This window comes from Streptacidiphilus fuscans (genome assembly GCF_015690355.1).
GTDB lineage: Bacteria > Actinomycetota > Actinomycetes > Streptomycetales > Streptomycetaceae > Streptacidiphilus > Streptacidiphilus fuscans.
Window position 1 is genome coordinate 88,541 of sequence record NZ_JADPRT010000009.1, and the last position, 25,817, is coordinate 114,357.

Annotated in this window: 24 protein-coding genes; 11 read left to right on the forward strand and 13 right to left on the reverse strand. The window is 70.1% G+C overall.

All coding sequences use genetic code 11. From position 1 onward, the window contains the following. The first annotated feature begins 33 nt into the window (after positions 1-33). The 4 genes from nhaA (at position 34) to I2501_RS21665 (ending at position 3,303) form a co-directional block, all read left to right on the forward strand. A complete protein-coding gene (nhaA, locus tag I2501_RS21650) occupies positions 34-1,293 on the forward strand; it encodes a Na+/H+ antiporter NhaA (protein ID WP_328806518.1) in 1,260 nt (419 codons plus the stop codon). A gap of 101 nt (positions 1,294-1,394) precedes the next feature. Next, positions 1,395-1,844 carry a phage holin family protein gene (locus tag I2501_RS21655; protein ID WP_196195810.1) on the forward strand — a complete coding sequence of 150 codons (450 nt, stop codon included), beginning with the start codon at positions 1,395-1,397 and terminating at the stop codon, positions 1,842-1,844. Positions 1,845-1,977: 133 nt separating this feature from the next. Further along, complete coding sequence (locus tag I2501_RS21660) at positions 1,978-2,910, forward strand: alpha/beta fold hydrolase (RefSeq protein ID WP_196195811.1); 933 nt, start codon at positions 1,978-1,980, stop codon at positions 2,908-2,910. Between the two features lie 168 nt (positions 2,911-3,078). Beyond that, a complete protein-coding gene (locus I2501_RS21665) occupies positions 3,079-3,303 on the forward strand; it encodes a hypothetical protein (RefSeq protein ID WP_196195812.1) in 225 nt (74 codons plus the stop codon). A 77-nt stretch (positions 3,304-3,380) separates the two neighbouring features. On the opposite strand, the gene I2501_RS21670 is transcribed toward I2501_RS21665, so the two are convergent. The 11 genes from I2501_RS21670 to I2501_RS21720 all read right to left on the reverse strand — a co-directional run bounded on the left by I2501_RS21670 (position 3,381) and on the right by I2501_RS21720 (position 15,574). Beyond that, entirely contained in the window at positions 3,381-4,079 is a 699-nt protein-coding gene (locus I2501_RS21670) for a metal-dependent hydrolase (protein ID WP_196195813.1), read from the reverse strand. Between the two features lie 168 nt (positions 4,080-4,247). Beyond that, positions 4,248-5,426 (reverse strand): MarP family serine protease, encoded by a 1,179-nt coding sequence (locus I2501_RS21675; protein WP_196195814.1) that lies wholly within the window; start codon positions 5,424-5,426, stop codon positions 4,248-4,250. A gap of 138 nt (positions 5,427-5,564) precedes the next feature. Further along, complete coding sequence (locus I2501_RS21680; RefSeq protein WP_196195815.1) at positions 5,565-6,377, reverse strand: NUDIX hydrolase; 813 nt, start codon at positions 6,375-6,377, stop codon at positions 5,565-5,567. Continuing rightward, a complete protein-coding gene (gene nth, locus I2501_RS21685) occupies positions 6,374-7,246 on the reverse strand; it encodes an endonuclease III (RefSeq protein WP_196195816.1) in 873 nt (290 codons plus the stop codon). Before nth ends, I2501_RS21680 begins: the two co-directional genes overlap by 4 nt. 10 nt (positions 7,247-7,256) lie before the next feature. Further along, positions 7,257-8,318 carry a 2-oxoacid:ferredoxin oxidoreductase subunit beta gene (locus I2501_RS21690; RefSeq protein WP_196195817.1) on the reverse strand — a complete coding sequence of 354 codons (1,062 nt, stop codon included), beginning with the start codon at positions 8,316-8,318 and terminating at the stop codon, positions 7,257-7,259. Then, the gene (locus tag I2501_RS21695) at positions 8,311-10,167 is read right to left on the reverse strand and encodes a 2-oxoacid:acceptor oxidoreductase subunit alpha (protein WP_196195818.1); all 1,857 of its coding nucleotides are present in this window, start codon (positions 10,165-10,167) and stop codon (positions 8,311-8,313) included. The genes I2501_RS21690 and I2501_RS21695 overlap by 8 nt, the downstream gene beginning before the upstream one ends. Before the next feature lie 58 nt (positions 10,168-10,225). Beyond that, positions 10,226-11,533, reverse strand: a complete 1,308-nt coding sequence (locus I2501_RS21700; protein WP_196195819.1) for an MFS transporter — start codon at positions 11,531-11,533, stop codon at positions 10,226-10,228. Between the two features lie 47 nt (positions 11,534-11,580). Next, on the reverse strand, positions 11,581-12,930 hold the full coding sequence (locus I2501_RS21705) for a hypothetical protein (RefSeq protein ID WP_196195820.1): 1,350 nt from the start codon (positions 12,928-12,930) through the stop codon (positions 11,581-11,583). 37 nt (positions 12,931-12,967) lie between these two features. Further along, on the reverse strand, positions 12,968-13,708 hold the full coding sequence (locus tag I2501_RS21710) for an MOSC N-terminal beta barrel domain-containing protein (RefSeq protein ID WP_196195821.1): 741 nt from the start codon (positions 13,706-13,708) through the stop codon (positions 12,968-12,970). Beyond that, positions 13,708-14,505 (reverse strand): GNAT family N-acetyltransferase, encoded by a 798-nt coding sequence (locus I2501_RS21715; protein ID WP_196195822.1) that lies wholly within the window; start codon positions 14,503-14,505, stop codon positions 13,708-13,710. Before I2501_RS21715 ends, I2501_RS21710 begins: the two co-directional genes overlap by 1 nt. A gap of 37 nt (positions 14,506-14,542) precedes the next feature. Beyond that, positions 14,543-15,574 (reverse strand): inosamine-phosphate amidinotransferase 1, encoded by a 1,032-nt coding sequence (locus I2501_RS21720; protein ID WP_196195823.1) that lies wholly within the window; start codon positions 15,572-15,574, stop codon positions 14,543-14,545. A 510-nt stretch (positions 15,575-16,084) separates the two neighbouring features. Between I2501_RS21720 and I2501_RS21725 the strand changes: the two genes are divergently transcribed. The 5 genes from I2501_RS21725 to I2501_RS21745 all read left to right on the forward strand — a co-directional run bounded on the left by I2501_RS21725 (position 16,085) and on the right by I2501_RS21745 (position 20,864). Next, entirely contained in the window at positions 16,085-16,783 is a 699-nt protein-coding gene (locus tag I2501_RS21725; protein ID WP_196195824.1) for a heme oxygenase-like domain-containing protein, read from the forward strand. Positions 16,784-16,911: 128 nt separating this feature from the next. Then, complete coding sequence (locus tag I2501_RS21730; protein ID WP_196195825.1) at positions 16,912-18,168, forward strand: ATP-grasp domain-containing protein; 1,257 nt, start codon at positions 16,912-16,914, stop codon at positions 18,166-18,168. After that, on the forward strand, positions 18,161-19,402 hold the full coding sequence (locus I2501_RS21735) for an ATP-grasp domain-containing protein (RefSeq protein WP_196195826.1): 1,242 nt from the start codon (positions 18,161-18,163) through the stop codon (positions 19,400-19,402). The genes I2501_RS21730 and I2501_RS21735 overlap by 8 nt, the downstream gene beginning before the upstream one ends. Continuing rightward, positions 19,399-20,094 (forward strand): guanitoxin biosynthesis heme-dependent pre-guanitoxin N-hydroxylase GntA, encoded by a 696-nt coding sequence (gntA, locus tag I2501_RS21740; RefSeq protein WP_215909859.1) that lies wholly within the window; start codon positions 19,399-19,401, stop codon positions 20,092-20,094. The genes I2501_RS21735 and gntA overlap by 4 nt, the downstream gene beginning before the upstream one ends. After that, positions 20,091-20,864 (forward strand): SDR family NAD(P)-dependent oxidoreductase, encoded by a 774-nt coding sequence (locus tag I2501_RS21745; protein ID WP_196195827.1) that lies wholly within the window; start codon positions 20,091-20,093, stop codon positions 20,862-20,864. The genes gntA and I2501_RS21745 overlap by 4 nt, the downstream gene beginning before the upstream one ends. A 185-nt stretch (positions 20,865-21,049) precedes the next feature. On the opposite strand, the gene argB is transcribed toward I2501_RS21745, so the two are convergent. After that, positions 21,050-21,919: an acetylglutamate kinase gene (gene argB, locus I2501_RS21750; protein WP_408022765.1), complete on the reverse strand. Its 870-nt coding sequence runs from the start codon at positions 21,917-21,919 to the stop codon at positions 21,050-21,052. Next, positions 21,916-22,377: a RidA family protein gene (locus I2501_RS21755; protein ID WP_196195828.1), complete on the reverse strand. Its 462-nt coding sequence runs from the start codon at positions 22,375-22,377 to the stop codon at positions 21,916-21,918. Before I2501_RS21755 ends, argB begins: the two co-directional genes overlap by 4 nt. Positions 22,378-22,603: 226 nt before the next feature. Here I2501_RS21755 and I2501_RS21760 point away from each other — a divergent pair, with 226 nt between their 5' ends. Then, positions 22,604-23,773, forward strand: a complete 1,170-nt coding sequence (locus I2501_RS21760; RefSeq protein ID WP_196195829.1) for an aminotransferase class V-fold PLP-dependent enzyme — start codon at positions 22,604-22,606, stop codon at positions 23,771-23,773. A gap of 512 nt (positions 23,774-24,285) precedes the next feature. Continuing rightward, the gene (gene yczR, locus I2501_RS21765; protein ID WP_196195830.1) at positions 24,286-25,734 is read left to right on the forward strand and encodes a MocR-like transcription factor YczR; all 1,449 of its coding nucleotides are present in this window, start codon (positions 24,286-24,288) and stop codon (positions 25,732-25,734) included. Positions 25,735-25,817 lie beyond the last annotated feature (83 nt).

Sequence of the window (25,817 nt, forward strand, 5' to 3'; positions counted from 1 at the left end):
GCGGATGAATACGACAGAAGTGAGGTGCCCCGAGTGACGAGCGCCCCGCCGCAGTCGCCGCGCCCGCAGTTCCTGGCCCGGCTGCCCCTGCCCGAGCGCGCGTTCCTCGCGGATGCTCTTCGGGCCGAGACGGTGGGTGGCGTCCTCCTGCTGGTCGCCGCCGTGGCAGCGCTCATCTGGGCCAACGCCTGGCCTCACTCCTACGAGACGGTGGCTGAGTACACCGTCGGACCGAGCAAGCCGCTCCATCTGGACCTGCCGCTGGAGGCCTGGGCCCAGGACGGGCTGCTCGCCGTCTTCTTCTTCGTCGCCGGCATCGAGCTGAAGCGCGAGCTGGTTGTCGGCGAGCTCCGGGATCCTCGGGCCGCCGTGCTGCCGGTCGTCGCGGCCGGCTGCGGGGTGGCGCTGCCCGCGATCCTCTACGCCCTCGCCAACTCGGGCTCCGGCGGGCACCCGGGTGGCTGGGCCATTCCGACCGCCACCGACATCGCCTTCGCCCTGGGCGTGCTGGCCGTCGTCGGGTCGCACCTCCCGTCGGCCCTGCGGGCGTTCCTGCTGACCCTGGCGGTGGTGGACGACCTGATCGCGATCCTGATCATCGCGATCTTCTACAGCTCGGGCATCAAGCTCTGGGCGCTCGGCCTCTCGCTGCTGGGTCTGGTCGTCTTCTACTTCCTGCACCGGGCCCGGGTGCACGGCTGGTACCTCTACGTCCCGCTGGCGCTCGTGATCTGGGCGCTGATGCACGAGAGCGGCGTGCACGCCACCGTCGCCGGCGTCGCCATGGGTCTGATGCTGCGGGTCACCAAGGACCCGGGCGAGGAGCACTCCCCCGGCGAGCACGTCGAGCACCTGGTCCGCCCGTTCTCGGCCGGGTTCTGCGTGCCCGTCTTCGCGCTCTTCGCGGCGGGTGTCTCGGTCAGCCCGCACGCCCTGGCCCAGGTCTTCACCACGGCCGCGCCGCTGGGCGTGGTGGTGGGCCTGGTGGTGGGCAAGAGTCTCGGCGTCTTCGGCGGGACCTGGCTGGCCGCCAGGTTCACCCGGGCGGAGCTCAATCCCGAGTTGGCCTGGGCGGACATCTTCTCGATGTCGGTGCTCTCCGGGATCGGCTTCACCGTCTCGCTGCTGATCTCCGAGCTCGCGTTCGCGGACCACCCCGACCTGGTGGCCCTGTCCAAGGCGGCGGTCCTGGTCGGTTCGCTGATCTGCGCCGTCGCGGCAGCCGTGCTGTTGCGGGGACGCAACCGCAAGTATCAGCGCCTCTGTGACGAAGAGGACGCCGAGACGGCGTAGTGTCCGGTGGTGACGTACCGTCGGGTAGCGGCATGATCTGATAGAGCAACAGCCAGCATCCGATGGCGACACGTCACAGGATCAGGATGAGGAGAAGCGACATGGCCGCTCCCGAGACCGGGACCGAGCGCACGGTGGGACAGCTGTTCGCTTCCGCGAGCGCCGATCTGTCGGCGTTGGTCCACGACGAGATCGCGCTCGCCAAGCAGGAGATCAAGAAGGACGTCATCCGCGGCGCGGCCGGCGGCTCGGCCGGCGTGGTCGCAGCGGTGATCCTGCTGGCCTCGATCCCGATGTTCAGCTTCGCGGCGGCCTACGGGATCCACTCGAGTGGTCTCGGGCTGGTCTGGTGCTTCCTGATCACGGGCGGCGCGTTCGTCCTGATCGCGCTGATCCTGGCCTTCTTCACCTACCGCGCGTTCCGGAAGCTCTCCCCGCCGGAGCGCACCATCGCGGGCGCCAAGGCCACCGTCGACGTGCTGAAGAACGCCAAGCCGCACGCCGCCGCTCCGGTGCCCTCGGTGGACGGCCACAAGGCGATCACGCGCTGACGTCCCTCGCACGTCTCGCGCAGCCGCCGGGCCCTCTCCGCGCGTCTGCCTTCCCTTGAGGTCTGACTTTCCCAAGTCTGACTCGTCCGAGCGGTTGACTCGTCCGGACCGGAACGTGTGACACGCTCTACTCATGGCCTTCGACCCAGCCGTCTCCAGCACCGACACCTTCGACCCGCGTATCGAGGGTCCGTGGACGCACCGTGACGTCGCCGCCAACGGCGCGCGGTTCCACATCGCCGAGGCGGGCGAAGGACCGCTGGTGCTGCTGGTGCACGGCTGGCCGCAGTTCTGGTGGGCCTGGCGGCACCAGCTGACCGCACTGGCCGACGCCGGGTACCGGGCGGTCGCCGTGGACCTGCGCGGCGTCGGCGGCAGCGACCGCACCCCGCGCGGCTACGACCCGTCCAACATGGCCCTGGACCTCACCGGGGTGATCCGCTCGCTCGGCGCGCAGGACGCGACCCTGGTGGGGCACGACTGGGGCGGCTTCCTGGCCTGGACCGCGGCGGCAATGCGCCCGGCCCTCGTCCGGCGGCTCGTGGCGGTCTCCAGCGCGCACCCGCGCCGCTTCCGGCGCGCGCTGCTGACCGACCGACGCCAGATCATGGCCGCAGAGCACCTGCTCGGCTTCCAGCGGCCGTGGGTGCCCGAGCGGCAGCTGGCCGCCGACGACGCGGCCCTGGTCGGGCAGTACCTGACCGAGTGGAGCGCTCCGGGCCACGAGCCCGACAAGGAGGAGCTGCTCACCTACCGGCACGCGATCATGCTGTCGAACTCGCGCCACTGCTCGATCGAGCCCTACCGCTGGCTGATGCGGTCCATGGGCCGACCGGACGGCCTGCAGTTCTCGCGGCGCATGAACCGGACGCTGCACGTGCCCACCCTGCACGTGCACGGCGCGGACGACCCGGTGCTGCTGGCCGGCACGGCTGCGGGCTCGGCCGCGTACGTCGACGCGCCGTACACCTGGCGGGTGCTCGACGGGGTCGGCCACTACCCGCACGAGGAAACCCCGGAGACCTTCAACGAGTTGCTGCTGGGCTGGCTCAAGGAGTCGGCGTAGCCTGACAGAGCAGGCTGAGGCGGGCCTGAAGGAAAAGGGCCCGCCACCGAGCGGGGACGGCAGGGTCGCGGTGCGACAGTCCGTCAATAGGCGAATACGCCACGCGCATAGGCCAATTGGAACCTTTGCTCGGGGTTACCGACCAAGTGATGCGGGCAACGTGCCTGTATGAGCTGGATGCACGACCGCGCCCTCGCGCCACGAAACCGTCGCCGCTCGCAGCAACGCTCCACGGTCACCGGCCCAGCCGGAGTCGCCGACGGAGCCGTCGCCGCTCATGTTCCGGGCACAGCAACAGAAGTGGCCCTGCTGGAGTCTGCCGGCCACGTCGGCATCCCACGCATCCTCGGGCGCCGCGCCCGCTGGGTGACCTCCCGCCTGCGGCAGCGCTGACCTCGCGCAGGCCACCCCGGCCAGGCTGACCAGGCAGGCAGCAGGCAGGGGAGGCCGGGAACCGGGCAGACGGAGCGTCAGAGCGAGTGCGGCGACAGGGCGGTGAACCAGAGCAGCGCGATGGTGCCGACGCCCATCAGCGGGACCAGGATCTCGGTCTCCAGCTTGTTGCCGCTGCTCTTGATGATCTCGATCTCGTAGCGCGTCTTCAGCGGCCACAGCCAGGGGGCGCCCATCTTGGTGATGGAGTCACCGAGCAGGTGGGCGACGCAGCCCAGGCCGACCGCGTAGGGCAGCCAACCCGGCGCCGACGGGATGAACTTGTCGATCACCCCGGTGCCGATCGCGGCCATGGCCACGATCGTGCCCCAGGCGTTGAAACCGTGGCCGGGTGGGCAGAGGTTGAGCGCGCGAATGGCCATGGCCAGCAGGAAGAACGTCACGCCCAGCGTGAAGTAGCGTCCTACGTACGTCACACCGGCCCATGTCCCGGCCGTCATCAGCGCGACGAAGAAGATCGAGTGGGTGGCGTGCCGGTGGCCGCCCGAGATCCAGGCCACGAAGCGGCAGAGCAACTTGCTGACGGGGCCCAGGAAGTTGGCGATGGTGCCGTCGTGGTGGTCCAGGTCGGGCAGGAGTGCTGCGCCCGCGCAGAGCACCGTGCCCATCAGGATCTCCTGCGGCTGCAGATGAGCGTGCATCACCAGTGGCGGCAGGTAGGGGGCGGTGGCCGCGAAGAGCAGTGCCCCGCTCACCGCGTGCGAGTGGCCCATCATGACTGTTCGTCCTCCCCAAGCCGCACAGTCTTCGCTGCGCGTCGCCGCCCTCGGCTGACGCCTTCTCACGCCCGCCCGCGCCCGACCGTACCAGGAAGATCGGACAGGGCCGCAGGGCCCACCTGATCAGGGCTCAGCGGACGTGCGGAGCCCCGGTGGCGGGCCTCATCAGAGCGCGCAGGACTCCGTGTTGACCGACGAGGTCAGGTCCTCGCCCTGCAGCGCGTCGGAGCGGATCTCGTCGACGGTGAGCGCATAGCCCGTCTGGGCGTCGTCAAGGGACTTGGCGAAGACCACACCGTAGACCTCGCCGTCCGGAGTGAGCAGCGGCCCACCGGAGTTGCCCTGACGGACCGTCGAACGGATCGAGTAGACGTCGCGGCTCACCGTGCCACGGTGGTAGATGTCCGGGCCGTTCGCCTGGATCCGGCCACGGACGCGGGCGGCCTGGACGTTGAACGGACCGTTCTCCGGGAAGCCGGCGACGATGGCGTCCGCTCCGGAGTCGGCGCTGCCCGCGAAGGTGAGCGTAGGTGCGTTGAGCCCAGGGACATCCAGGATGGCGATGTCGCGCTGCCAGTCGTACAGGACGACGTGCGCGTCGTACGTGCGGTCGCCCAGGCGGACCGTGGAGGTGGTCACGCCGCCGACGACATGGGCGTTGGTCATCACCCGCTGCGGGGCGTAGACGAAGCCAGTGCCTTCGATCTCCTTGCCGCAGGACGGCGCGGTGCCAAGGACCTTGACGATGCTCTGGCGCGCGGTGCGGACGCCTGCGCTGTTGACCAGGGCCGGGTCCGGGGCCGGGACGTCGGTGATCGGCTCGGTCTGGAACGGGTCGAAGACCTGCGGGAAACCGTTGCGGGCCAGGGTCGCTGTGAAGTCGGAGAACCAGGACGGCGCGTCGGCGGGCAGCGCGTCCTGGACCGTGGCGAGCACCTTGGACGTCCGCACCTGGTGGGCGACGGTGGGCAGGGAGGTGCCCGCCAGCGCCGACCCTATGAGCCAGGCGACCAGCAGCATGGCGACCACGTTGACCACCGAGCCGCCGACGGCGTCGGGAATCCGGGCCCGGCTGCGGCCGATCCGCCCGCGCAGCTTCCAGCCCCAGTGCGTCGTGAACGCCTGGCCGCAGGCAGCGAAGACGATGACCACCACGACCGCGACGACGGAGGAGACGACGCCGGGCGAGAGATGGGTGAGCAACTGCGGCAGCAACTGCACGGCGAGCACGCCGCCGCCGAGGAAGCCCAGGACAGAGAGGACGCCCACGACGAAGCCCTGGCGGTAGCCGCTCACGGCGAATCCGACGGCGGCCAGGAGCAGCAGGACATCAAGGACGTTCACCCGGCTACCTTGCCATGCGTGACGAATGGAGCGCAGGCCCCCTCCCCAGCCTGTGGACAACTCGTGACCCCCACGAGACCTGTGCCGGGCCGTCGCCGACGCGCATGTCCGACGTCGTGCCCCGCACTCGACGAGGGGTCAGTGGCCTCCGGGGGACGTCCCCTGCTCCAGGGCGCGGGCACGCGCCTGCTCCTCCGGAGAGGCGAAGATCGAGGCGTCGCCGAGCTCGACCTCCTGGCCGTTGTCCCACGGGCGTTCCCAACCCGCGTGGTGGAGCAGGCGGTCGATGACACCCGCGGTGAAGCCCCAGATCACATGGCCGTCGATCCGGAACGCCGGGCCGCGGAAGCCGCTCGGATGCCGGAGCCTGGCCCGGTTGGCGGGGTCGACCAGCCGTGCGATCGGGACCCGGAACACCTCCGCCACCTCGCCCTCGTCCACCGGTGCGACCGGGACGGGGGTGTGCCACCAGCCGAGCACCGGCGTGACGACGAAGTCGCTCACCGGGATGTAGAGGTCCGGCAGCACGCCGAAGACCTGCACGCCGGACGGGTCGAGGCCGGTCTCCTCCCACGCCTCACGGAGCGCGGCGCGGATCCGACCGTCCCCGGACGGGTCCCCGTCCTCGGGGTCGAGCGCGCCTCCGGGGAACGAGGGCTGGCCCGCGTGCGAGCGCAGCCGCCGGGCGCGCTCAATCAGGAGCAGATCAGGGCCTGCGTCCACGCGGGCTTCCGGGCCTGCGTCCGGGCCGGCGCTCGGCCCACTTCCCGGCTGCTCCCCGAAGAGCACCAGGACCGCCGAGCGGCGGCCGCCCTGCTCAGGCGGCAGGAACCGGCTCAGCTGCGTCGGCTCGATCCGCTCCGCGACGTCGCGGACGGGGACCAGCCACTCCGGGATGCCCTCGCGCTCGACCTTCGCGGGTGCCCCGGGGTCGGTCCACGTGCCGCTCACGCAACCACCTCGGCAGCGGTGTCGGCGACGGGACCGCCGTGAGCGGCCGCACGCGCAGCCGCCTCGCCCGGGTAGTCGGACGGCGGCTTGAGCCGCTGGCCGGGCTGGCCGCCCTTCTCGTACTTGAGCAGCTTCTCTGCCTTCACCGGGTCGGTCTCACCGACGCCGTAGGAGGGGCAGAGCTGGGCGATCGGGCATGCGCCGCAGGCGGGCTTCCGGGAGTGGCAGATCCGGCGGCCGTGGAAGACCACGCGGTGCGACAGCATGGTCCACTCGCTCTTCTCGACGAGCTCGCCGACCTCCTGCTCGACCTTGACCGGGTCCTCGGAGGTGGTCCACCCGAACCGCAGGGCCAGCCGCCCGAAGTGGGTGTCGACGGTGATGCCGGGGACACCGAAGGCGTTGCCCAGCACGACGTTGGCCGTCTTGCGCCCGACGCCCGGCAGGGTCACCAGGTCCTCCAGACGACCGGGAACCTCGCCACCGAAGTTATCGCGCAGCGTGGCGGAGAGGCCCAGCAGGGACTTGGCCTTGTTGCGGAAGAAGCCGGTCGGGCGGATCAGCTCCTCCAACTCCTCGGGGTTCGCGCCCGCCATCAGCTCCGGCGTCGGGTACGCCGCGAAGAGGGCAGGCGTGGTCTGGTTCACCCGCAGGTCCGTCGTCTGGGCAGACAGGACGGTCGCCACCAGGAGTTGGAAGGGGTTGTCGAAGTCGAGCTCGGGGTGCGCGTACGGATACACCTCCGCCAACGCCCGGTTGATCTTCCTCGCCGCCCGCACCTTCGCCAGATGCGTTGTCGGGAACGGTGCCTTCTTGAACCCCGGCCCACCGGCAGCACCAGCGGTCACGGACACGCCACTCTTCGCCATACCCGCCAGACTACGACCCGGCACCGACGCCGACGGTCCAGTTGTCGTTGCCCGCGAGCAGGCCGGCGAGATCGCCGGAGCCACGGTCGGCGACAGCGCGGTCGAGCTGCTCGTTCAGAAGAGCGTCGTAGACCGGCCTCCGGACGTCCCGCAGGACGCCGATCGGGGTGTGGTGAAGGTTGTCCGCGTCGGCGATCCGTGACAGCGCGAAGGCGAACGCCGAGCCGGCGGCGTGGGCGTTGTGCACCAGGACCTCGGCGCGGTTGGCCTCGGTGACCTCGCCGACGAACAGCTCGCCGTCCGCGCCCCGGAAGACGCCATGGCCCGCGCCGACCAGGATCGGCTCGCCGTGCTGGAGGCGGACCAGGGCCTCGTCACGGGTGCCGGGATCCTTGAGCACGTCGAAAGCGCCGTCGTTGAAGACGTTGCAGTTCTGGTAGACCTCCACAAAGGCCGTGCCCTCGTGCGCGGCGGCTGCCCGCAGCACGGACGCCAGGTGCTGTCGGTCGGAATCGATGGTGCGGGCGACGAAGGACGCCTCGGCGCCGATGGCCAGCGAGAGCGGGTTGAAGGGCGCATCCAGCGAACCCATGGGGGTGGATTTGGTGATCTTGCCTTGTTCGCTGGTGGGTGAGTACTGGCCCTTGGTCAGGCCGTAGATCCGGTTGTTGAACAGCAGGATCTTCAGGTTGACGTTGCGGCGCAGGGCGTGGATGAGGTGGTTGCCGCCGATGGACAGCGCGTCGCCGTCGCCGGTGATCACCCACACCGACAGGTCCGGGCGCGAGGACGCCAGCCCGGTGGCGATGGCCGGGGCGCGGCCGTGGATGGAGTGCATCCCGTAGGTGTTGAGGTAGTAGGGGAAGCGGGAGGAGCAGCCGATCCCGGAGACGAAGACGATGTTCTCCCGCGCGATGCCCAGCTCGGGCAGGAAGCCCTGGACCGCGGCAAGGATCGCGTAGTCCCCGCAGCCCGGGCACCAGCGGACCTCCTGGTCGGACTTGAAGTCCTTCGCGGTCAGCCTCGACACGTCGGTCAGGTTCAGCTCAGCGGGCTTGGTCTGCTCAGGCATCGAGTGCCTCCTTGATCCGGGCGGCGAGTTGCTCGGCCTTGAACGGCATGCCGCTGACCTGCGTGAACGAACGCGCATCGACCAGGTACTTTGCGCGGATCAGCAGCGCCAGCTGCCCCAGGTTCATCTCCGGCACCAACACCCGCTCATAGCGGCCCAACACCTCGCCCAGGTTCGCCGGGAACGGATTCAAGTGCCGCAACTGGGCGTGGGCCACCCTGCCGCCCGCGGTCCGCACCCGCCGCACCCCGGCCGCGATCGGCCCGAACGTCGACCCCCAGCCCAACACCAGCAACTCCGCGTCCCCGCCCGGATCATCGACCACCAGATCCGGCACCGTGATGCCGTCGATCTTCGCCTGCCGGGTCCGGACCATCAGGTCGTGGTTCGCCGGATCGTAGGAGATGTTCCCCGTCCCGTCCTGCTTCTCGATCCCACCGATCCGGTGCTCCAACCCCGGCGTCCCCGGCACCGCCCACGGCCGCGCCAACGTCTCCGGATCCCGCAGATACGGCCAGAACGAACCGTCCTCCCGGTTCGGCCCCGACGCGAACTCCACCCGCAGATCCGGCAACTCCCCCACCTCCGGAATCCGCCACGGCTCACTGCCGTTGGCCAGATACCCGTCCGAGAGCAGGAACACCGGCGTCCGATACGTCAACGCGATCCGCGCCGCCTCCAACGCCGCCGTGAAACACTCCCCCGGCGACGCCGGCGCCACGATCGGCACCGGCGCCTCCCCATTGCGACCGAACATCGCCTGCAACAAATCGGCCTGCTCCGTCTTCGTCGGCAACCCCGTCGACGGACCACCACGCTGGATGTCCACCACAATGAGCGGCAGCTCAAGGGAGACGGCCAGCCCGATCGTCTCCGACTTCAGCGCCACCCCCGGACCCGACGTCGTCGTCACCCCCAACGCGCCGCCGAACGCCGCACCCAACGCCGCACCGATCCCGGCGATCTCGTCCTCCGCCTGGAACGTCCGCACCCCGAAGTTCTTGTGCTTCGACAACTCGTGCAGGATGTCCGATGCGGGTGTGATCGGATACGAGCCCAGGAACAACGACAACCCCGACCGCCGCGACGCCGCCACCAGGCCGTAGGCCAGCGCCAGGTTCCCCGAGATGTTCCGATACCGGCCCGCAGCGAACGCCTTCGACGCCGGAGCCACCTCGTACGAGACCGCGAACGACTCCGTCGTCTCCCCGTAGTTCCACCCCGCCCGAAACGCCAACACATTCGCCTCGGCGATCTCCGGACGCTTCGCGAACTTCGCCCGCAGGAACCCCTCCGTCCCCTCCGTCGGACGGTGATACATCCACGACAACAACCCCAACGCGAACATGTTCTTCGCCCGCTCCGCATCCCTGCGGCTCAGACCACTGTCCCGGAGCGCCTCCACCGTCAAGGTCGTCAACGGCACCAGGTGCACGTGGAACGAGGACAGCGAACCGTCCTCCAGGGGATTGCTCGCGTAACCGACCCTGGCCATCGCCCGCTTGGCGAACTGGTCCTCGTCGACGATGATCTCCGCGCCGTGCGGCATGTCGCCCAGGTTGGCCTTCAGCGCCGCCGGGTTCATCGCCACCAACACGTCCGGCGCGTCACCCGGCGTCAGGATGTCGTGATCCGCGAAATGCAACTGGAAACTGGACACGCCAGGCAGGCTGCCGGCAGGCGCCCGGATCTCCGCCGGGAAGCTCGGCAGCGTCGAGAGGTCGTTGCCGAACGACGCAGTCTCCGCGGTGAACCGGTCACCCACAAGCTGCATGCCGTCACCCGAATCACCGGCGAACCGGATGACCACCCGATCCAGGCGCTTGACCTGCGCGGGTGATTGCTGCATGGCGAAAGTCCCTTTCACGTCAGGAAGTTACCCAAGGCCGAACGCGGCCGGCGGACGGTCAGGCGGTCTCCAGCTTCGGCGGCACCCCGGTCCGCACCTCCGCGAGGATGCCGCGCTGCAGCAGCGCCAGCGGCACCAGGATCAGCGCCGCCAGTGCGCCGGTCCAGACGGCGCCCCGCAGGCCGACCAGGGCGGTGACGCCGGAGGCGAGCAGCGAGCCGAGCGACATGGAGCCCCACATCGAGAACCGCTGCACCGCGCCGACCCGGCTCAAAAGTTCGGGCGGCGTGACTCGGTGACGGAGCGTCAGCGAGGTCGGGATGTAGGAGCCCTCACCGATGCCGTGCACGATGCTGCCTGCGATCAGTCCGATCGCACCCGTCATGCCGCCCGGCGTGCTGAGCGCCAGGCTGACGACCATGCCGACCACCGACAGGGTGATGCTGCCCGCCAGCGCCCGAGCGGTGCCGAACTTCTTCGCGATCCTGGGCGACAGCATGTTGCCGATCGGATAACCGACGGCGGCGGCGCCCATGACGACACCGGTCCAGAGCTGGTTCAGGCCGAGGACCCGGTTGCAGTAGAGCACCAGGCTGGCGTCGACCATGCTCAGGAAGAGCAGGTAGAACGTCCCGCAGAGCACCATGGGCTGGAGCTGCGGATGCTTGATCAGGAACTTGAGGCCGGCCGTGACGTCCCGCCGGATCCAGCCCCGTTCCCGCTTGGTCACGGCACGGGCGGGTTCCTTGTGGCGCATCACCGCCAGTGCGAGCACGGAGGCCAGGAAGCTCAGTGCGTTCGCCGCCAGCGCTCCGAGGACACCGAGCATCCGGACGACCATGCCGCCGACCGCCCGGCCGCCGGCGAGCGAGGTCGACTCGGAGAGGGAGAGCCGGGCGTTGCCCTTGTGCAGGTCGTCCGGGTCGGTGAACAGGCTGGGCAGATAGGAGGTGTAGGCGACCTGGAAGAACACCACCCCACTACCGCTGATCAGCAGCAGGCCGAAGAGCACCGGGAAGACCAGGACGTGGGTGACGGCCAGCAGCCAGATCACTCCGATGGCCACCGCCTGAGCGGCGCTCGCCACCAGCATGGTGGTCCGACGGCGGAGCCGCTCGACGATGGCGCCGGCCGGCAGGCCGAGGACCAGGAACGGGAAGAACATCGCCGACGGCAGCAGCAGAGCCTCGGCGACCGAGGTGTGCAGGACGTTGACGGCAAGGAGAGGCAGCGCCAGGACCATGAACTGATCGCCCCAGAGACTTATGCTCTGCCCTGCCCACATAAAGCGAAAGTCCCTGCGGGCCGCGGCCCTTGTGACCGGGTCGACGCTCTCGTCCTTGTCCTTGTCCACGACCACGGTCATGGCTCACGTCCTCTCAGAAATCGCTGGCTCGCTGGAACCGCTGCTGCTCAGGAATCGCTGCTGTAGTGGAAGACCCCGGCGGTCCGGGTGCCCTTGTTGGAGCTGATGCCGATCACCCCGTTGTTCTCGGTCGGCAAGGCCCGGCCGTACGTGCCGGCATAGCCGTCCGGTGTGTAGAAGAGCCCCCAAACCGCCTGCCACGGCTGGATCTCACGGATGGAGGGGTTCACCACCATCGGTTCCGTCCGCGGCACCACCCGCTCCTGGACTATGCAACCAGAGGAAGCGGCCTCCCTCAGGGCGTTTGTCCAGTTCTCGTCAGAGCACTCCCAGCCGGGGATCGTGCCCTTCCCCCCGAAGTAGCCGCTGGGCTTGAGGATCAGCTGTTCGCGCCGCTCGCGACAGTGGCCGATCAGCTCCTCGTCGACGGTCACGCCCACGCCGCCGAGACCACGGGTCCACGGCAGGACCCGGTCGATGACGGCCTGCTCCTCCGTGGTGAAGCGGTGCCGGTAGCGGGGGTCGGACAGGAGCGCCATGCACCCCTTGTCATTGAAGAGGTTGCTCGACATCGGCGTCCAGAGCACCGTGCCGCCTGCCTCGTGGGCCCGGAACAACGGCTCTACGAGCGCCGGACCGTCCGGCTCGTCGACAATCTGGTTGGTCTCGAAGCAGCGGTACACCACGTCGATCGGCAGGCTGCCCAAGTACAGCTTCCCATCGCGCTCCTGGACGTCCCCGACCTCGGCGACGTGGAAGTCCAGCCCGAAGCCCCGCATCACCGACTCGAAGGTGCGCCAGGTGGTGCCGTAGTCGACCAGGCCGCCGGGGCCCTCCAGCAGCACGACCACCGGTTCCCCGTCGGGCCGGACGGTCGCGCCGACCTGCCGGAGGCTGTCGGCGACCGCCTTGGCGGGATGGGTGTAGCCGAGTCCGTGCTCCTCGGCGAACGCCCTGAAGGCGTCCGCCTCCAGGAACGCCCGCGGGATCTCGCCTGCCCGGTCCCAGCCGCCGACCTCGCTCGCGATGCCGAACTCCAGCAGCTTGAAGGAGGTTCCGTCGTGGTACATGTCCGCGCGCCCGTTGTGCGGCGGCGGGCCGAGCCGCCGCATCAGCGCGGCGCGGCGGTCGTCGATGCCGAGTGCTGCACAGAACCGGTCGAGGTCACCGTCGAACAGCCGCTCCGGCAGCGAGGTGAGCAGTCCCACCATCCGCACGACGTCGTCGGCGAAGCCCCGGATCTGGCGCTCCTCGACGAACAGCGGCCGGGAGAGGTAGTGCCCGGTCCAGTGGGAGAGCAGCGGATTGCGCTCCACGGCCTCGACGGCCGAGTGCAGCTTGCTGCTGGGAAGGAGGCAGGTCTCGTTGTACAGCTGGGTCATACGGTCCGTGGACACCGCGCTCCACCCTCTCGGTCTGCTCATGGGGGTTTGTTCACACCCCGTCCGCGATCAGGACGGGTCTGTTGACGGGCAGTACGTTCAGGGAGTCGCCGACCGACACCCAGCCCGCCCGGGTGATCCTGGCGTGGACGCCGAAGGCCGTCGCGTTCCCGCTGCTGGGCCTGCTCGGTCCGGTGATGTCGATCAGTGCCTCACCGAGGGCGACCTGGTGACCGATCAACACGTTCTCCACCTGGCCGATCCCGGCCTTACCGTTCTCCACCTGCATGTTTTCGGCCTGCACGTTCTCGGCCTGCCGGTCGTCGCCTGCGGCGACCACGATGTTGGGTCGGAGCCACGAGGTGCTCCGGTCCCCCTCGCGATGCCACCGCCGGGCCGCCCTGAGCGAGCCCTCACTGACCAGGTGCACCGGCGCCTCGCCGAACTCGACGGCGAGCGGTCCCCCGGTCGGGTGCGCCAACCGGACGGCACGGCCGAGCCAGTCGCTCAGGACGGCCGACGCCGCCGGATCGTCGGACCGGACCTTCTCACCGCCCGGCAGGGTGATCTCCGCCAGACAGGTGAGCCAGCGCGCGCTCGCCTCCCGCAGCTGCGGCACATGCCGGGCAGTCAGCACCCGGCCGGTGTCGGCCGTGTCCGCCGTGTCCGCCGTGACGATCGCGAGGGCGCGATCGCCGGCGACACGACCCCCGGAGAGCCTGAGCCGGTTGACGGACTCCCCGCCCAGCGACGTCACCGGGTGGCGCCGGAGTTCGGTGACGCGGAGCGGCATCACAGGTCGAGCGCCAGGTCGGTCAGCGGTCGTGCGATGCACAGCAGCACCTTCCCCTTCTCCGGACCGGCCTCGGGCGCCATCTGGTAGTTGACGGTTCCGCGTTCCAGACCGACACCGCAGGTGCCGCAGACTCCGCCCCAGCACAGCGACTCCACATCGATGCCGTGGTGCTCGGCGAACTGGAGCAGCGAGTCGTGCTTGGCCTCCCAACGGAGCGTGCGCTGGGAGCGGTTGAACGTGACCTGCGCCCCGGCCAGTTCGCCCAGCATCTCCAGCGGGTCGTCGAATCCGGCGGTGCTGCGCAACAGCGGGACCGACCCCCGGCCCGGATCGATGAGGACCCGACGCTCCTCCGGCAGCGCCGACGGGTCGACCAGCGTGAACCCGTGCCGGACGAACCAGGCGAGCGTGGTCTTGGAGAACACCAGCACGTTGTCGAAGCCGTCCGCACGCGCAGCCGCGATCACGTGCGCCAGCAGGAACCGGCCGAGGCCGATCCCCTGCCAACTCCCGTCCACCGCAACGTTGTAGAGCTCTGCCAGGCCGGTGAACCCGCGCATGGCGGCACAGGCCACCACCGTCCGGTCGATCTCCACCACGTAGAAGTCCTCGGCTGCGGACTCGAAGACCTCCCGGTCGCGGACGATCAGGTTCCCGCTTTCGATGAACGGCACCGACAGCCGATGCATGGCCGGCGCGTCGGACGTCCGGCCGCGGCGGAAGGTCACATCCATGACCTCGTCGCCCCCGCGGCTGAACATCGCGTTGATCTCCTTGACCGTGTTCGCTCTCATCGTGTGGACCGCTCTCTGCAGGTAAGGGGACCGCTCTCTACAGGTAGGACGTGAGGGAGCCGTCGCGGCGCACGTCGAGGGTGCAGCAGTGGAAGCCGCCGCCGAAGGTACGGCCGTGCCGGAACGGGACGGGGACGGCGGTGAAGCCCTCCTTCTCCAGCAGCCGGGCCAGGCCCTCCTGGCGGGCCGGGACGATGATGGTCTGCTCGTCGTAGGCGAGGATGTTCATGCCGATCCACGTCGAGGCGCGGGGCCAGGTGAGCGCGAAGCCGTCGTCCTCCGGCTCGTCGAACCACAGCACCTTCCAGCCCTGGAACTGCTCGGGCAGGGTGTCGGGGGTGAGCCGGCCCGCGTTGGCCAGCAGGACGCCGGGGCGCAGGATGTGCAGGGTGGTGCCGATGTGGTCGTCGCAGATGGAGATCTCGTGCACCGTGTACTCGGAGCCGAGCAGGCGGCGCAGCCACTCGGCGCCCATCCGGTTGCCGGTGTTGCTGACGTTGAAGAACAGGTCGCTGCCGCAGCGCAGCAGGTTGGCCGCGTCGAAGAGCGGCTCCGACTCGGCGAGGACCGGACCGTCCTCGGTGAACTCATAGGTGCTGTCCGGCAGTTGCGGCCGGGGTGCGGCGACCCAGGTGGCGCCGGAGGCGAAGTACTCGCGCAGCAGCGTGCGGAACGGGAAGGTCTCGGCGTAGCGCGCCCGCACCGCCATCGGCGCCTCGATGATGCGCTCGCCGACCACCAGCAGGCAGTCACGGGGCATCAGGGCGTGGTTGGCCGTGGTGCTCCAGTCCAGGAGGGACAGCGGGCGGCCCTGCTCGAACGGGTCGGGCCGTCGCACCGTGACGCCGAGTCGGCCGAGGGTCTCCGACAGCGCCTGGAGGTCCTCCTCCGTCTCCTCGACGGCCCGCTCCAGCGCCCCGGCGGCCGGCAGGGGCTCGACGTGGTCGGCCGGGAGGCCGAAGAAGTGGCGCAGGGACAGATCGGCGTCCGGGATGTGGAAGCCCGCAGGGCTCCCCACCACAATCTCGCGAAGCGTTCCGAAGTCGGTGAACGACCGGACTGAGCTCACGGTGCTTCCTTTCGCTGGCCGGGTCTTGACACTTCCTGGTCGACGTCGTCGACGAATACGGGGAACTGACCGCTGTGCGGAAAACAAAATGAACGGCGTTGACCGTCAGGGTTTATTCGCGGCACCGGCCGAGCGAATCCACCGGATCACGGACGCCGCTCCTGGGATACGGGGCCGGCGGCCGTCGCGATCACACCGCGTACTGACTCGATCGGGACACTAATCGACGTCAGGACGGGGGCACAGGGCCAATCCGCACGGCATGGCCCCCGGGGGTGCCAAGGCATACGGATTGGCCCTGTCTCGTACTCGTCAGGCGGGGCAGGATCCCAGGTGTCGACAGCGGGCCGGTCGTGAACACCGGCGCGGACGTCGAGGCCGCGGCGGCCCTTCCTGAACCGCCAGAGAAATTTCAGCGGGGAATTCCCGAACATTCCGGGTTTTCCTGCCGCGTCGCAGTACATCCCCTTGCCGGGCATACTGCTCCGGCGCTATGAGGAGGAACTGGATATGTCAACGAAGCTGGACCGGGCCCGCCTGGAGAGCCTGGCCGAGGAACTGATGGAGAAGCAGTTCCAGCGCGTACCGAAGATGCGCGAGCTGCACGCGGGTGAGTGGATCGAGCGGGACTACTTCGTCCGCCACCTGGTGGAGACGGTCCTCCGGATCCGCCTGAACAACGAGGTCGACACCTACGCGCTGTTCAAGGTCGGCTCGAAGGACGACAGCCTGGCCGCGAAGCTCGCGAAGTACCTGGCCGAGGAGTTCGGGCACGAGGGCATGTTCACTCGTGACCTGGAGAAGTTCGGCTTCACGGCCGAGCAGCTGGAGGCCACTGACGTCTTCCCGTCCACCAAGAAGCTGATGGGCTACCTGCGCCTGGAGGCCGACAGCCGTGGGCCGGCGCCGACGACCGTCTGGGACTGGTTCGTCGAGTGGTACTCCGACCGGTACAACCAGGTCATCACCGACAAGGTGGCCGCGGAGTTCGGCAAGGACTTCGTGCGCGGTTCGCAGAAGCACCTGGACTTCGACGAGTCGCACGACCACGACGAGCTGATGTTCCGCACCGTGTCGCAGGCCGTCGAGGTCTTCGGCAACACCGACCAGGCGTACGCGGACCTGACCGCGTTCATCGACCTGATCGGCGACTACTTCGGCGAGTTGTACGAGGCCACGGCCGTGAAGACCGAGCTGGCCTCGGTCTGATTCGGCGACAGCACCGCACAGCCGCGGGTGGAGGGCTCCGGGTGACCCGGTGCCCTCCATCCGAGCTCCATGCCGCGTTCGGCAGCGCGGCGCACGGACCCCGCTCCCAGCGCGAAAGTTGATCTCACATGGCTGACTCAGCACCTGGTCACGGCAGGCGGATTCTGGTCGTCGAGCCGATGACCTCGACGCTCGCTCTGCTCAGCACCGCGCGCCGCCTGGGTATCCAGGTCGTGGTCGCGTCCTTCGACGCCGGGGACCGGCGGCTCTCCCGCGCGATCCGCGAACAGGTCGACCGGTTGGTCGTGGTGGAGACCAACGACGAGGCCGCTCTGACCGATGTCGCCCTCGCGCTGCACGCCGAGAGTCCGCTGTCCGGCATCATCCCGGGTTTCGAGTTCTACGTGGACAGCGTCGCCCGGATCGCGGCCCGGCTCGGACTTCCGGGCCTGCCGGTCGAGGCCGGTCCTGCGCTCCGCAACAAGGCGACGATGCGGGCGCGGGTCGCGGCGGCCGGTCTGCGCGTCCCGCGCTACGCGGAGGCGACCGACCTGGCGAGCCTGACGGCCGGCGCGGAGCGGGTCGGCTTCCCCGCCGTGCTGAAGCCGCAGAGCTCCGCCGGCAGCGTGCACGTCAGCCGGGTCAACGACCTGGACGAGCTGCGCCGCGCGCACGAGTGGATGGTCACCGACACCCGGACCGACCTCGGGCGCGGGCTCGACGGCCGGGTGCTGCTGGAGGAGTACATCGACGGCCCGGAGGTCAGCGTCGAGGGCTACGTCGACGGGGACACGGTGATGATCGCCTCGGTGACCGGCAAACTGCTGGGCGCCGAACCGAAGTTCGTCGAGGTCGGTCACGTCGTCCAGCTGGACCTCGCCCCGAACGAGCGCGCCCGCCTGGAGGAGTACGTCACCGGGGTGTGCAAGGCGCTGAAGGTCACCATGGGACCGTTCCACTGCGAGGTGCGGCTCCAGGCCCGTGATCCGGTGCTGATCGAGCTGGGCGCCAGGCTGGCCGGCGACCACATCTGCGACCTGGTCGAGATCGCCACCGGCGTCTCGCTCGCCAAGGTCATGCTCGCCGCGTACGCGGGGCTGGACCGGGCCGAGGTCGCTCCGGTGCAGGTGCCGCGCGCCAAGTGCGCCGCGATCCACTTCTTCACCGCGCCGGACCTGGAAACCCTGTCCGCGGTCCGCGGGTTGGCGGAGCTGCGGGACGCTCCGGACGTCCAGGAGGTGGAGCTCTACCTGGAGCCGGGCGACCCGATCGAGCCGGCCGAGGACTTCCGCAGCCGCATCGGCCACGTCATCTACCACGCCGACTCGTACGCCGACGCCCTGGAGCGCCGGCACGGCATCGCCGAAGAGGTGCGCTTTGAGTAGCCGACCCGTACCGACGTACCTGGTCCTCAACCGCTTCGACGACGAGTTCGGCGAGTACCACCGCTTCGTCGACCCGGACAGCTGTCGGCTGGTGTACCTGACCAGGGACTACGGCCTGACCGTGCTGGACACCGAGCACGCGCTGGAGACGGTGGTCGTCCCCGATCTGGAGCTGGAGACGGTGCTCCCGCTGGCCAAGGAGCTGTCCGAGCGGCACGGCGGGTTCGACGGCATCGTGGGGATCTCCGAGTGGGACCTGCTGACCGTCGCGCAACTCCGCGAGGAGCTCGGGGTTCCCGGCTGGCGGCCCGAGTTCGTCAACCGCTTCCGCGACAAGCCCCGGATGAAGGAGCTGGTCTCGGGCGCGGGCCTGCGGGCGCCGCGCTTCCTCGAGCTGCACGCCGCGAGCACCGCCGAGGAGGTGCTGGGCCAGGTCGGGTTGCCGATCATCGTCAAGCCCCGGTCCGGCGCGGCCTCGCAGGGCGTGCTCCGGGTCGACGACCGGGAGCGGCTGGCCGCCGTGCTGGGCGAGATCGACCCCGCCGGTTACCAGTGCGAGGAGTTCATCGAGGGCGACGTCCTGCACGTCGACGGCGTCCGCAGGGACAGCCGCTTCCACTTCGTGAGCGCCTCGGCGTACGTCAACAACTGCCTGGAGTTCGCCGACGGCACGCCGCTCGGCTCGGTGCTGCTGGACGAGGGGGCCGAGCGGGACGAGGTGGTCGCCTTCGCCGGGGCCTGCCTGGACGCGCTCGGACTGGCCGACGGCCCGTTCCATCTGGAGCTCTTCCGCAGTGCCGCAGGTGAACTGGTCTTCCTTGAGGTCGGACTGCGTCCGGGGGGCGCGGAGGTGGGGTTCATCCACCGAGACCTGTTCGGGGTCGACCTCTTCGCGGAGTCGTTCCGGGCGGCACTGGGACTGCCGCCGTTCCACTCGCCGGGGGAGTTCGTCTCCGCGCCGGGCGGCGGCTGGGTCAGCATTCCCGAGCCGCGGCCGCTGCCGAGCCGGATCGTCTCCCGCACCTCGCTGGTCGACGTGATCGACGAGGTCTACGACGAGGTGCTCCCCGAGGTCGGCTCGGTCCTCGACGGGTCCGGCGGCTACGAGCACATCGGCGGCCGGTTCCGGCTGCGCGGGGAGGGTCACGACGCGGTGCGGCGGGCCGCCCTGGAGGTCATGGACCGGTACCGGCTGGTCGCCGAGCCGGCGGAGCGACCGGGAGCGCCGTCGTGATCGCCGGGGCACGGGCCCGGGAACTGCTGCTGGAGAAGATCGACTCGGACTCGTTCGCCTGCGTGGCCGGCAAGACCGCACTGCTGCGCAGCACCATCGTGCACCACCACTTCGGCGAGTTGGCCACGGCGCAGACGACCGAGGCGCTGTATCCGCTGCTGGTCGACTTCGCCCGGAACAAGGACGAGGTCGACCCGCTGCTGGCCTCGTTCGCCGCGACGTTCGACGCTCCCGGCCCGGTGGACGAGGGCGAGTTCGAACGGCTGCTGTGGGACCAGCTCCAAGCCCTGCACGACATCGACGTGACCAGATACCCCTGGTCCCCGCTGGTGGACCCGGATCCGAGCTCGCCGCGGTTCGGCTTCAGCGTCGGTGAGCACCCCTTCTTCGTGGTCGGGCTGCATCCCGGCGCCTCGCGGGTCTCCCGGCGGTTCCCGCTGCCGACCCTGGTCTTCAACTCGCATGTGCAGTTCGAGCGGTTGAAGGCCAACGGCGGCTACCAGCGGATCCAGCGGGAGGTACGCCGAAGGGAGATCGCCCTCCAGGGCGCGATCAACCCCAATCTCGCCGACTTCGGCGAGGACTCCGAGGCACGCCAGTACTCGGGGATGGCCGTGGCGGACGCGTGGGTCTGTCCCTTCGACCCGAAGGTCTCGACATCCGAGGAATCCGAGGAAGGTGGAACGCAGTGACGCAGTGGGTGGTGGTGACCGGAGGCACGTCCGGGATCGGACGGGCGGTGGTCGAGCGGTTCCTGAAGGACGGTCAGCCCGTCGCGGTCCTGGCCCGGCGCACCGAGCGGCTGAAGGAGCTGACCGCCGCGTTCGGGCCGGACCAGCTCCGGGTGGAAGCCGTGGACGTCCGGGACCGGGAGGCGATCGCAGACGCGGTCGCCCAACTCACCGCCGACGACGGCGGGATCGCCGCACTGGTCAACAACGCCGGTCTCTCGCTGGGTCTCGGAGCACTGGACGAGGGCGATCCGGACAACTGGCGGACGATGATCGACACGAACATCGAGGGACTGCTCAACTGCACCCACGCCGTCCTCCCGGTCATGAAGCGTGCCGGGTCCGGACACATCATCAACCTCGGTTCACTGGCCGCGGAGTACGCCTTCTTCGGTGGCAACGTCTACGGCGCGACCAAGGCCTTCGTGCACCAGCTGTCGGCGAACCTCCGGGTCGACCTGCAGGGCACCGGGGTGCGGGTGACCTGCGTCGCGCCCGGAATGGTCCGCAGCGAGTTCGCGCTGGTGCGCTTCGGCGGCGACCAGGAGAAGGCGGACCGGCTCTACGAGGGCATCCAGCCGCTCTCCTCGGAGGACATCGCGGACGCCGTGCTGTGGGCACACCGGACGCCCGCGCACGTCAACGTCAACTACATCGAACTCATGTCGGTGGACCAGCCGTTCGGGCTGGCCCTGAGCCGCGCCGCGGTCAGCAGCCAGCCGGCCGGCTGAGCGGCCGGCCGGCGAACTGCCCCGCCCCGACCCGCTCGACAGCTCCCAGCGCAGCGCCCCGGTGGACTTGTGGTCCACCGGGGCGCTGCGCCGCTGCCCCGTCCGCCGCGCCCCCCCCCCCTGGGTTGTGCGGGCCCCGGGGGGCCCCCCCGCCGCTGCCCCGTCCGCCGCTGCGGGCCGGGGCGCTACGGGACGACGCGGGTGCCGACGGCGGTGTCTCCGAAGGCGTGGTCGAACAGGGCGTGCGGCGCCCGCCCGTCCAGGACGTGGGCCACGGGCACCCCCGACCGGACGGCGCGCAGGCAGCCCTCCATCTTCGGGATCATCCCCCCGGACAGCGTGGGCAGCAGGCGTTCCAGCTCGTCCGCGGTGATCCGGTCGACGACCTTCTCGGTGGACGGCCAGTCGGCGAACAGGCCGGCCACGTCCGTCAGCACGACCAGCAGCTGCGCCCTGAGCGCCACCGCCAGGGCCGCCGCGCCGGCGTCCGCGTTGACGTTGTAGGTGAGGCCGTCCTCGCTCCTGGCGATGGGCGAGACCACCGGGATCCGCCCGTCCCTGAGCAGGGCGTGCAGCGCGCTCGGGTCGGCCCCCGAGACGTCCCCGACCAGGCCGAGCTCGACCCGTTCACCGTCGACCTCGGCGTACCGCTTGGTCGCCGTCATGGTCCAGGCGTCCTCCCCGGTCAGGCCGACCGCGAACGGACCGTACTCGTTGAGCAGCCCCACCACCTGCCGTTGCACCTGTCCGGCCAGCACCATCCGGACCACTTCCATGACCTCGGGGGTGGTCACCCTGAGCCCCGCCGCGAAGGAGGGGCGCATGCCGAAGCGGGCCAGCTGCGCGTCGATCTGCGGCCCGCCGCCGTGCACCACGACGGGCAGCACGCCGGCCTGCCGCAGCCGGACCACGTCCTGTGCGAAGGCCCGGTTGAGCCGCTCGTCCACCATCGCGTTGCCGCCGAACTTGACCACGACGATCTCGCCGACGAACCGTGCCACCCGCCCGACCTGAGCATCCGTCAGCTCGGGTGCCACGACGACCGGCGGCGTCACCCCGCCTCACCCTCGGGGCGCACCCGCACGATCGCCTCGACCTCCACCGGCGCCCCGAGCGGCAGGGAGGCGACACAGACGGCGGACCGGGCATGCCGCCCCGGCTCGCCGAGGATCTCGATGAGCAGGTCGGAGGCGCCGTTCGCCACCACGTGCGGTTCCTCGAACTCCGGCACGCTGTTGACGAAGACGGTGAGCTTGAGCAGCGCGGCCACCCGGTCCAGGCTGCCGAGACCGGCCTGGAGCTGGGCCAGCACGTTGATCCCGCACTGCCGGGCGGCCTCGATCGCCTCGGCGGTGTCGACGTCCGCGCCGACCCGGCCGCGCACCCCCTGCGCGATCTGACCGGAGACGAACGCGAGATCGCCGTCCACCCGGCAGGGCGTGAAGGACGCGACGGGCTTCGGGGCCTCGGGCAACCGGATACCGGCAACTTCCAACCGTGCCGACAGGTTCACAGGTGCTCCTCGTGAGAGATCGGGAGACCGCCTCGGGTGTGTGGCCCCGGCGGGAACCAGCCCAGCATCTCCACGTTGCCGCGCCCTGGACAACGGCCAATCCGCACTCGTTGGCCCCCGCCCGTCAGGGCCCGTTCCGGGTGGACCACCGTCACCGCTTTGGCCCTATGCACGCTCGAGCGCGGGGGAGAAGAATGCGCCGAGCCGGAGGGACGAGGAGGTCACGGTGACGATCGACGTCGCGCGGGTGCGCGCCGACACACCCGCGTGCGCGCAGCTCGCCCACCTGAACAATGCCAGCGCCGCGCTGGCGCCCCGTCCGGTGACGGACAGCATGGTCGAGCACCTGCGGCTGGAGGAGCGGATCGGGGCCTACGAGGCCGCGGCACAGCGCGCCGACCGCCTGGACCGCTGCTACGCCGCGCTGGCCCGCCTGATCGGCGCGGAGCCGCACGAGATCGCTCTGGCCGAAAGCGCCACCCGCGCCTGGAACATGGCCTGTTACGCGCTCCCCTGGACGCCAGGGGACCGGATCCTGACCAGCCGCGCCGAGTTCGCGAGCGTGAGCATCGCGATGCTGGACATCGCCCGCAAGCACGGCGTCCGGATCGACGTGGTGCCGGACGACGCGACGGGCGTCGTGTCCGTCGACGCGCTGCGCGACATGGTCGACGACCGGGTGCGGTTGATCGCCGTGACGCATGTCCCGTCCCACAACGGACTGGTCATCCCGGCGGCGGAGATCGGCAGGATCGCCCGCGACGCCGGCGTGGTGTACGCGCTGGACGCCAGCCAGTCGGTGGGTCAACTGCCCCTCGACGTCCAGGAGATCGGCTGCGACCTGCTGGTCGCGCCGGGGCGGAAGTTCCTGCGCGGACCGCGCGGCACCGCGTTCCTGTACTGCTCCTCACGCCTGCTCGACCGGCTTGAGCCGTCCCAGCTGTGCCTGCACAGCGCGCGCCGGACCGAGACGGGCGACCTCGCCGTCCGGGAGGACGCCCGCCGCTTCGAGACCTGGGAGCGCTGCCTGGCCGCCCAGATCGGGCTCGGCGTGGCCGCCGAGTACGCCCTGGAGCTGGGGCTCGAAGCGATCCGGCAGCGCGTGGGCGAGCTGGCGGGCGGCCTGCGGCAGCGGCTGCGCGAGATGCCGGGCACCACCGTCCACGACCGCGGTGAACACCCCTGCGGCATCGTCTCGTTCACGGTGGCGGGGCACGACAGCGCGGAGCTGGCCGGGGCGCTGCGGAACGTGGGGATCAACGTCTCGGCCACGCATGCCGGCACCGCCCCCTGGGACCACCCGGTCGCCGCGGTCCGCGCGTCGGCGCACTACTACAACACGGAGGACGAACTCGACCGGCTCTGCTCGGCCATCCCCGTTCGGATCGGCCGGTAGCCCCGCCTCCGACTGCGTCTTCGGCATGATTCCTGCTGACATGCGCATGAATCATCCCTGCGCTACTTTCCGCAATGCGCAGATCAGAGCGGCCGATGCCACTTCCTCGACGCGGTTACAGCAGCGATTGTTGTGACTGCACGTGCCGACCACCTCCCAGTGCACGGCAGTCCGGCTGCCGCCGGGCACCACGCCCTCGAAAGGGAAGCATCTGTGATGCACACGTTGGTTCACGCTCGCGGCGCCGCCGCCGCCCGGATCGACGCTGCCGCCCGCCCATGTCAGACCTCGCGGGACGACTGAGAGCTCGCGCGGATCTCCCATCGCACGAGCACCGGCTCCACCGCGTCGGGGCCGCCTCGACGCACGCTCACATCCCGTGCACTTTGTACGACTTCGCTCTCGCAGGCCGTGACGTCACAAACGCCTCCCGCCGTACCTTCGAATCCGAAGCCCTGACGGTGGGAGATCACGGTCACCGGACCAAGTCGGCAAGCCATCTAGGGGGCGTCATGGTACTTGTGATCAGTCCGACCCAAATCCGACGCATCATCGAACACTGGCAGCGCAGTGGCACCGCCTACTCCGACCTCGCGGACGCGATCCGCATCGCGGTCATCGACGGCCGGATCCCGCTGGGTGCGCGCATCCCGGCCGAGCGGGTCCTCTCGTCGGAACTGGAGATCAGCCGCAACACCGTGACGACCGCGTACCGGCTGCTGCGCGAGACCGGCTACCTGGAGAGCAGGCAGGGCGCCGGGTCCTTCGTGACGATCCCGCCGGACAAGAGCCGGCAGGCCCGGTCGTTCTCCTGGCAGGCCGCCAGCGCGGACGGCGACATCGACTTCACCACCGCGACGCTGTCCGCGCCCGAGCCCATGCTCGTCGAGGCGACCTGGGAGGCGGCCGCCCGCCTCGGCCGGCACACCCGGACGGCGGGCTACGACATGGTCGGCATCCCCGCGCTGCGCGAGGCGCTGGCCGACCGGATGACCCGTCAGGGCCTGCCGACCACACCCGACCAGATCATGGTGACGGCCGGCGCCCAGCACGCCTGGCACCTGCTGCTCCAGCACCTCTCCCGCCCGCACGACCGGATCCTGCTGGACAGCCCGACCTATCCCGCGGTCCTCGACTCGATCCGCGCCCTGCGCCGTCGGACGGTGCCGGTGGGGATGTCCGCGACGGGCTGGGACGTCGACCTGCTCGACAAGGCGATCCGGCAGACCAAGCCGGCCATGGCGTACCTGATGCCCGACTTCCACAACCCGACCGGCGCGGTCATGCCGCGCTACATCCGGACGGCGATCGCCGACGCGGCCCGGATCTCCGGCACCTTCCTGGTCATCGACGAGACGCTGCGCGACCTGTCGCTCGACGACACCGCTCTGCCCGCCCCGATGTCCACCTACGGCGCGCCCAACTGGGCCATCACCATCGGCTCGTTGAGCAAGACCTGCTGGGGCGGGCTGCGGCTCGGCTGGCTGCGCGCCGCACCGTCGGTGATCTCGGCGCTGGTCGGGCTGCGCGGTTCGACCGACGCGGGCAACCCGATCATCACCCAGCTGATCGCCTGCATGCTGCTGGAGAAGTTCGACGAGCTGGTGAGCCAGCGGACCGCCATGCTCACCAAGAACCGGCAGGGGCTGGCGGAGGCACTGGAGAAGCACCTGCCCGGGTGCAGCTTCACCATGCCGGCCGGTGGTCTCTCGCTCTGGGTCGACCTCGGGGCGCGGGTGAGTTCGCGGCTGGCGCTGGCGGCCCCGCAGCACGGCGTGCAGCTGCTCGCGGGTCCCCGCTTCGGCGGTGAGGGGACGTTGGAGAACCGGACCAGGCTCCCGTTCGTCCACGACCCCGCCACCGCCGAGGAGGGCGTCCGCCGGATCGCCGCGGCGCTGCGGGACATCACCCCGCAGCCGGCCGCGTCGATGGTCTGGGGCACCGGGGTCATGGCCTCGTAGCGTGCGCGGGCGGCGATAGGTGCGGTCCGGGACACGGACGTGAACAGAGGCGTGCACAGGGAAGGAAAGGCTGGTTCGGTGGC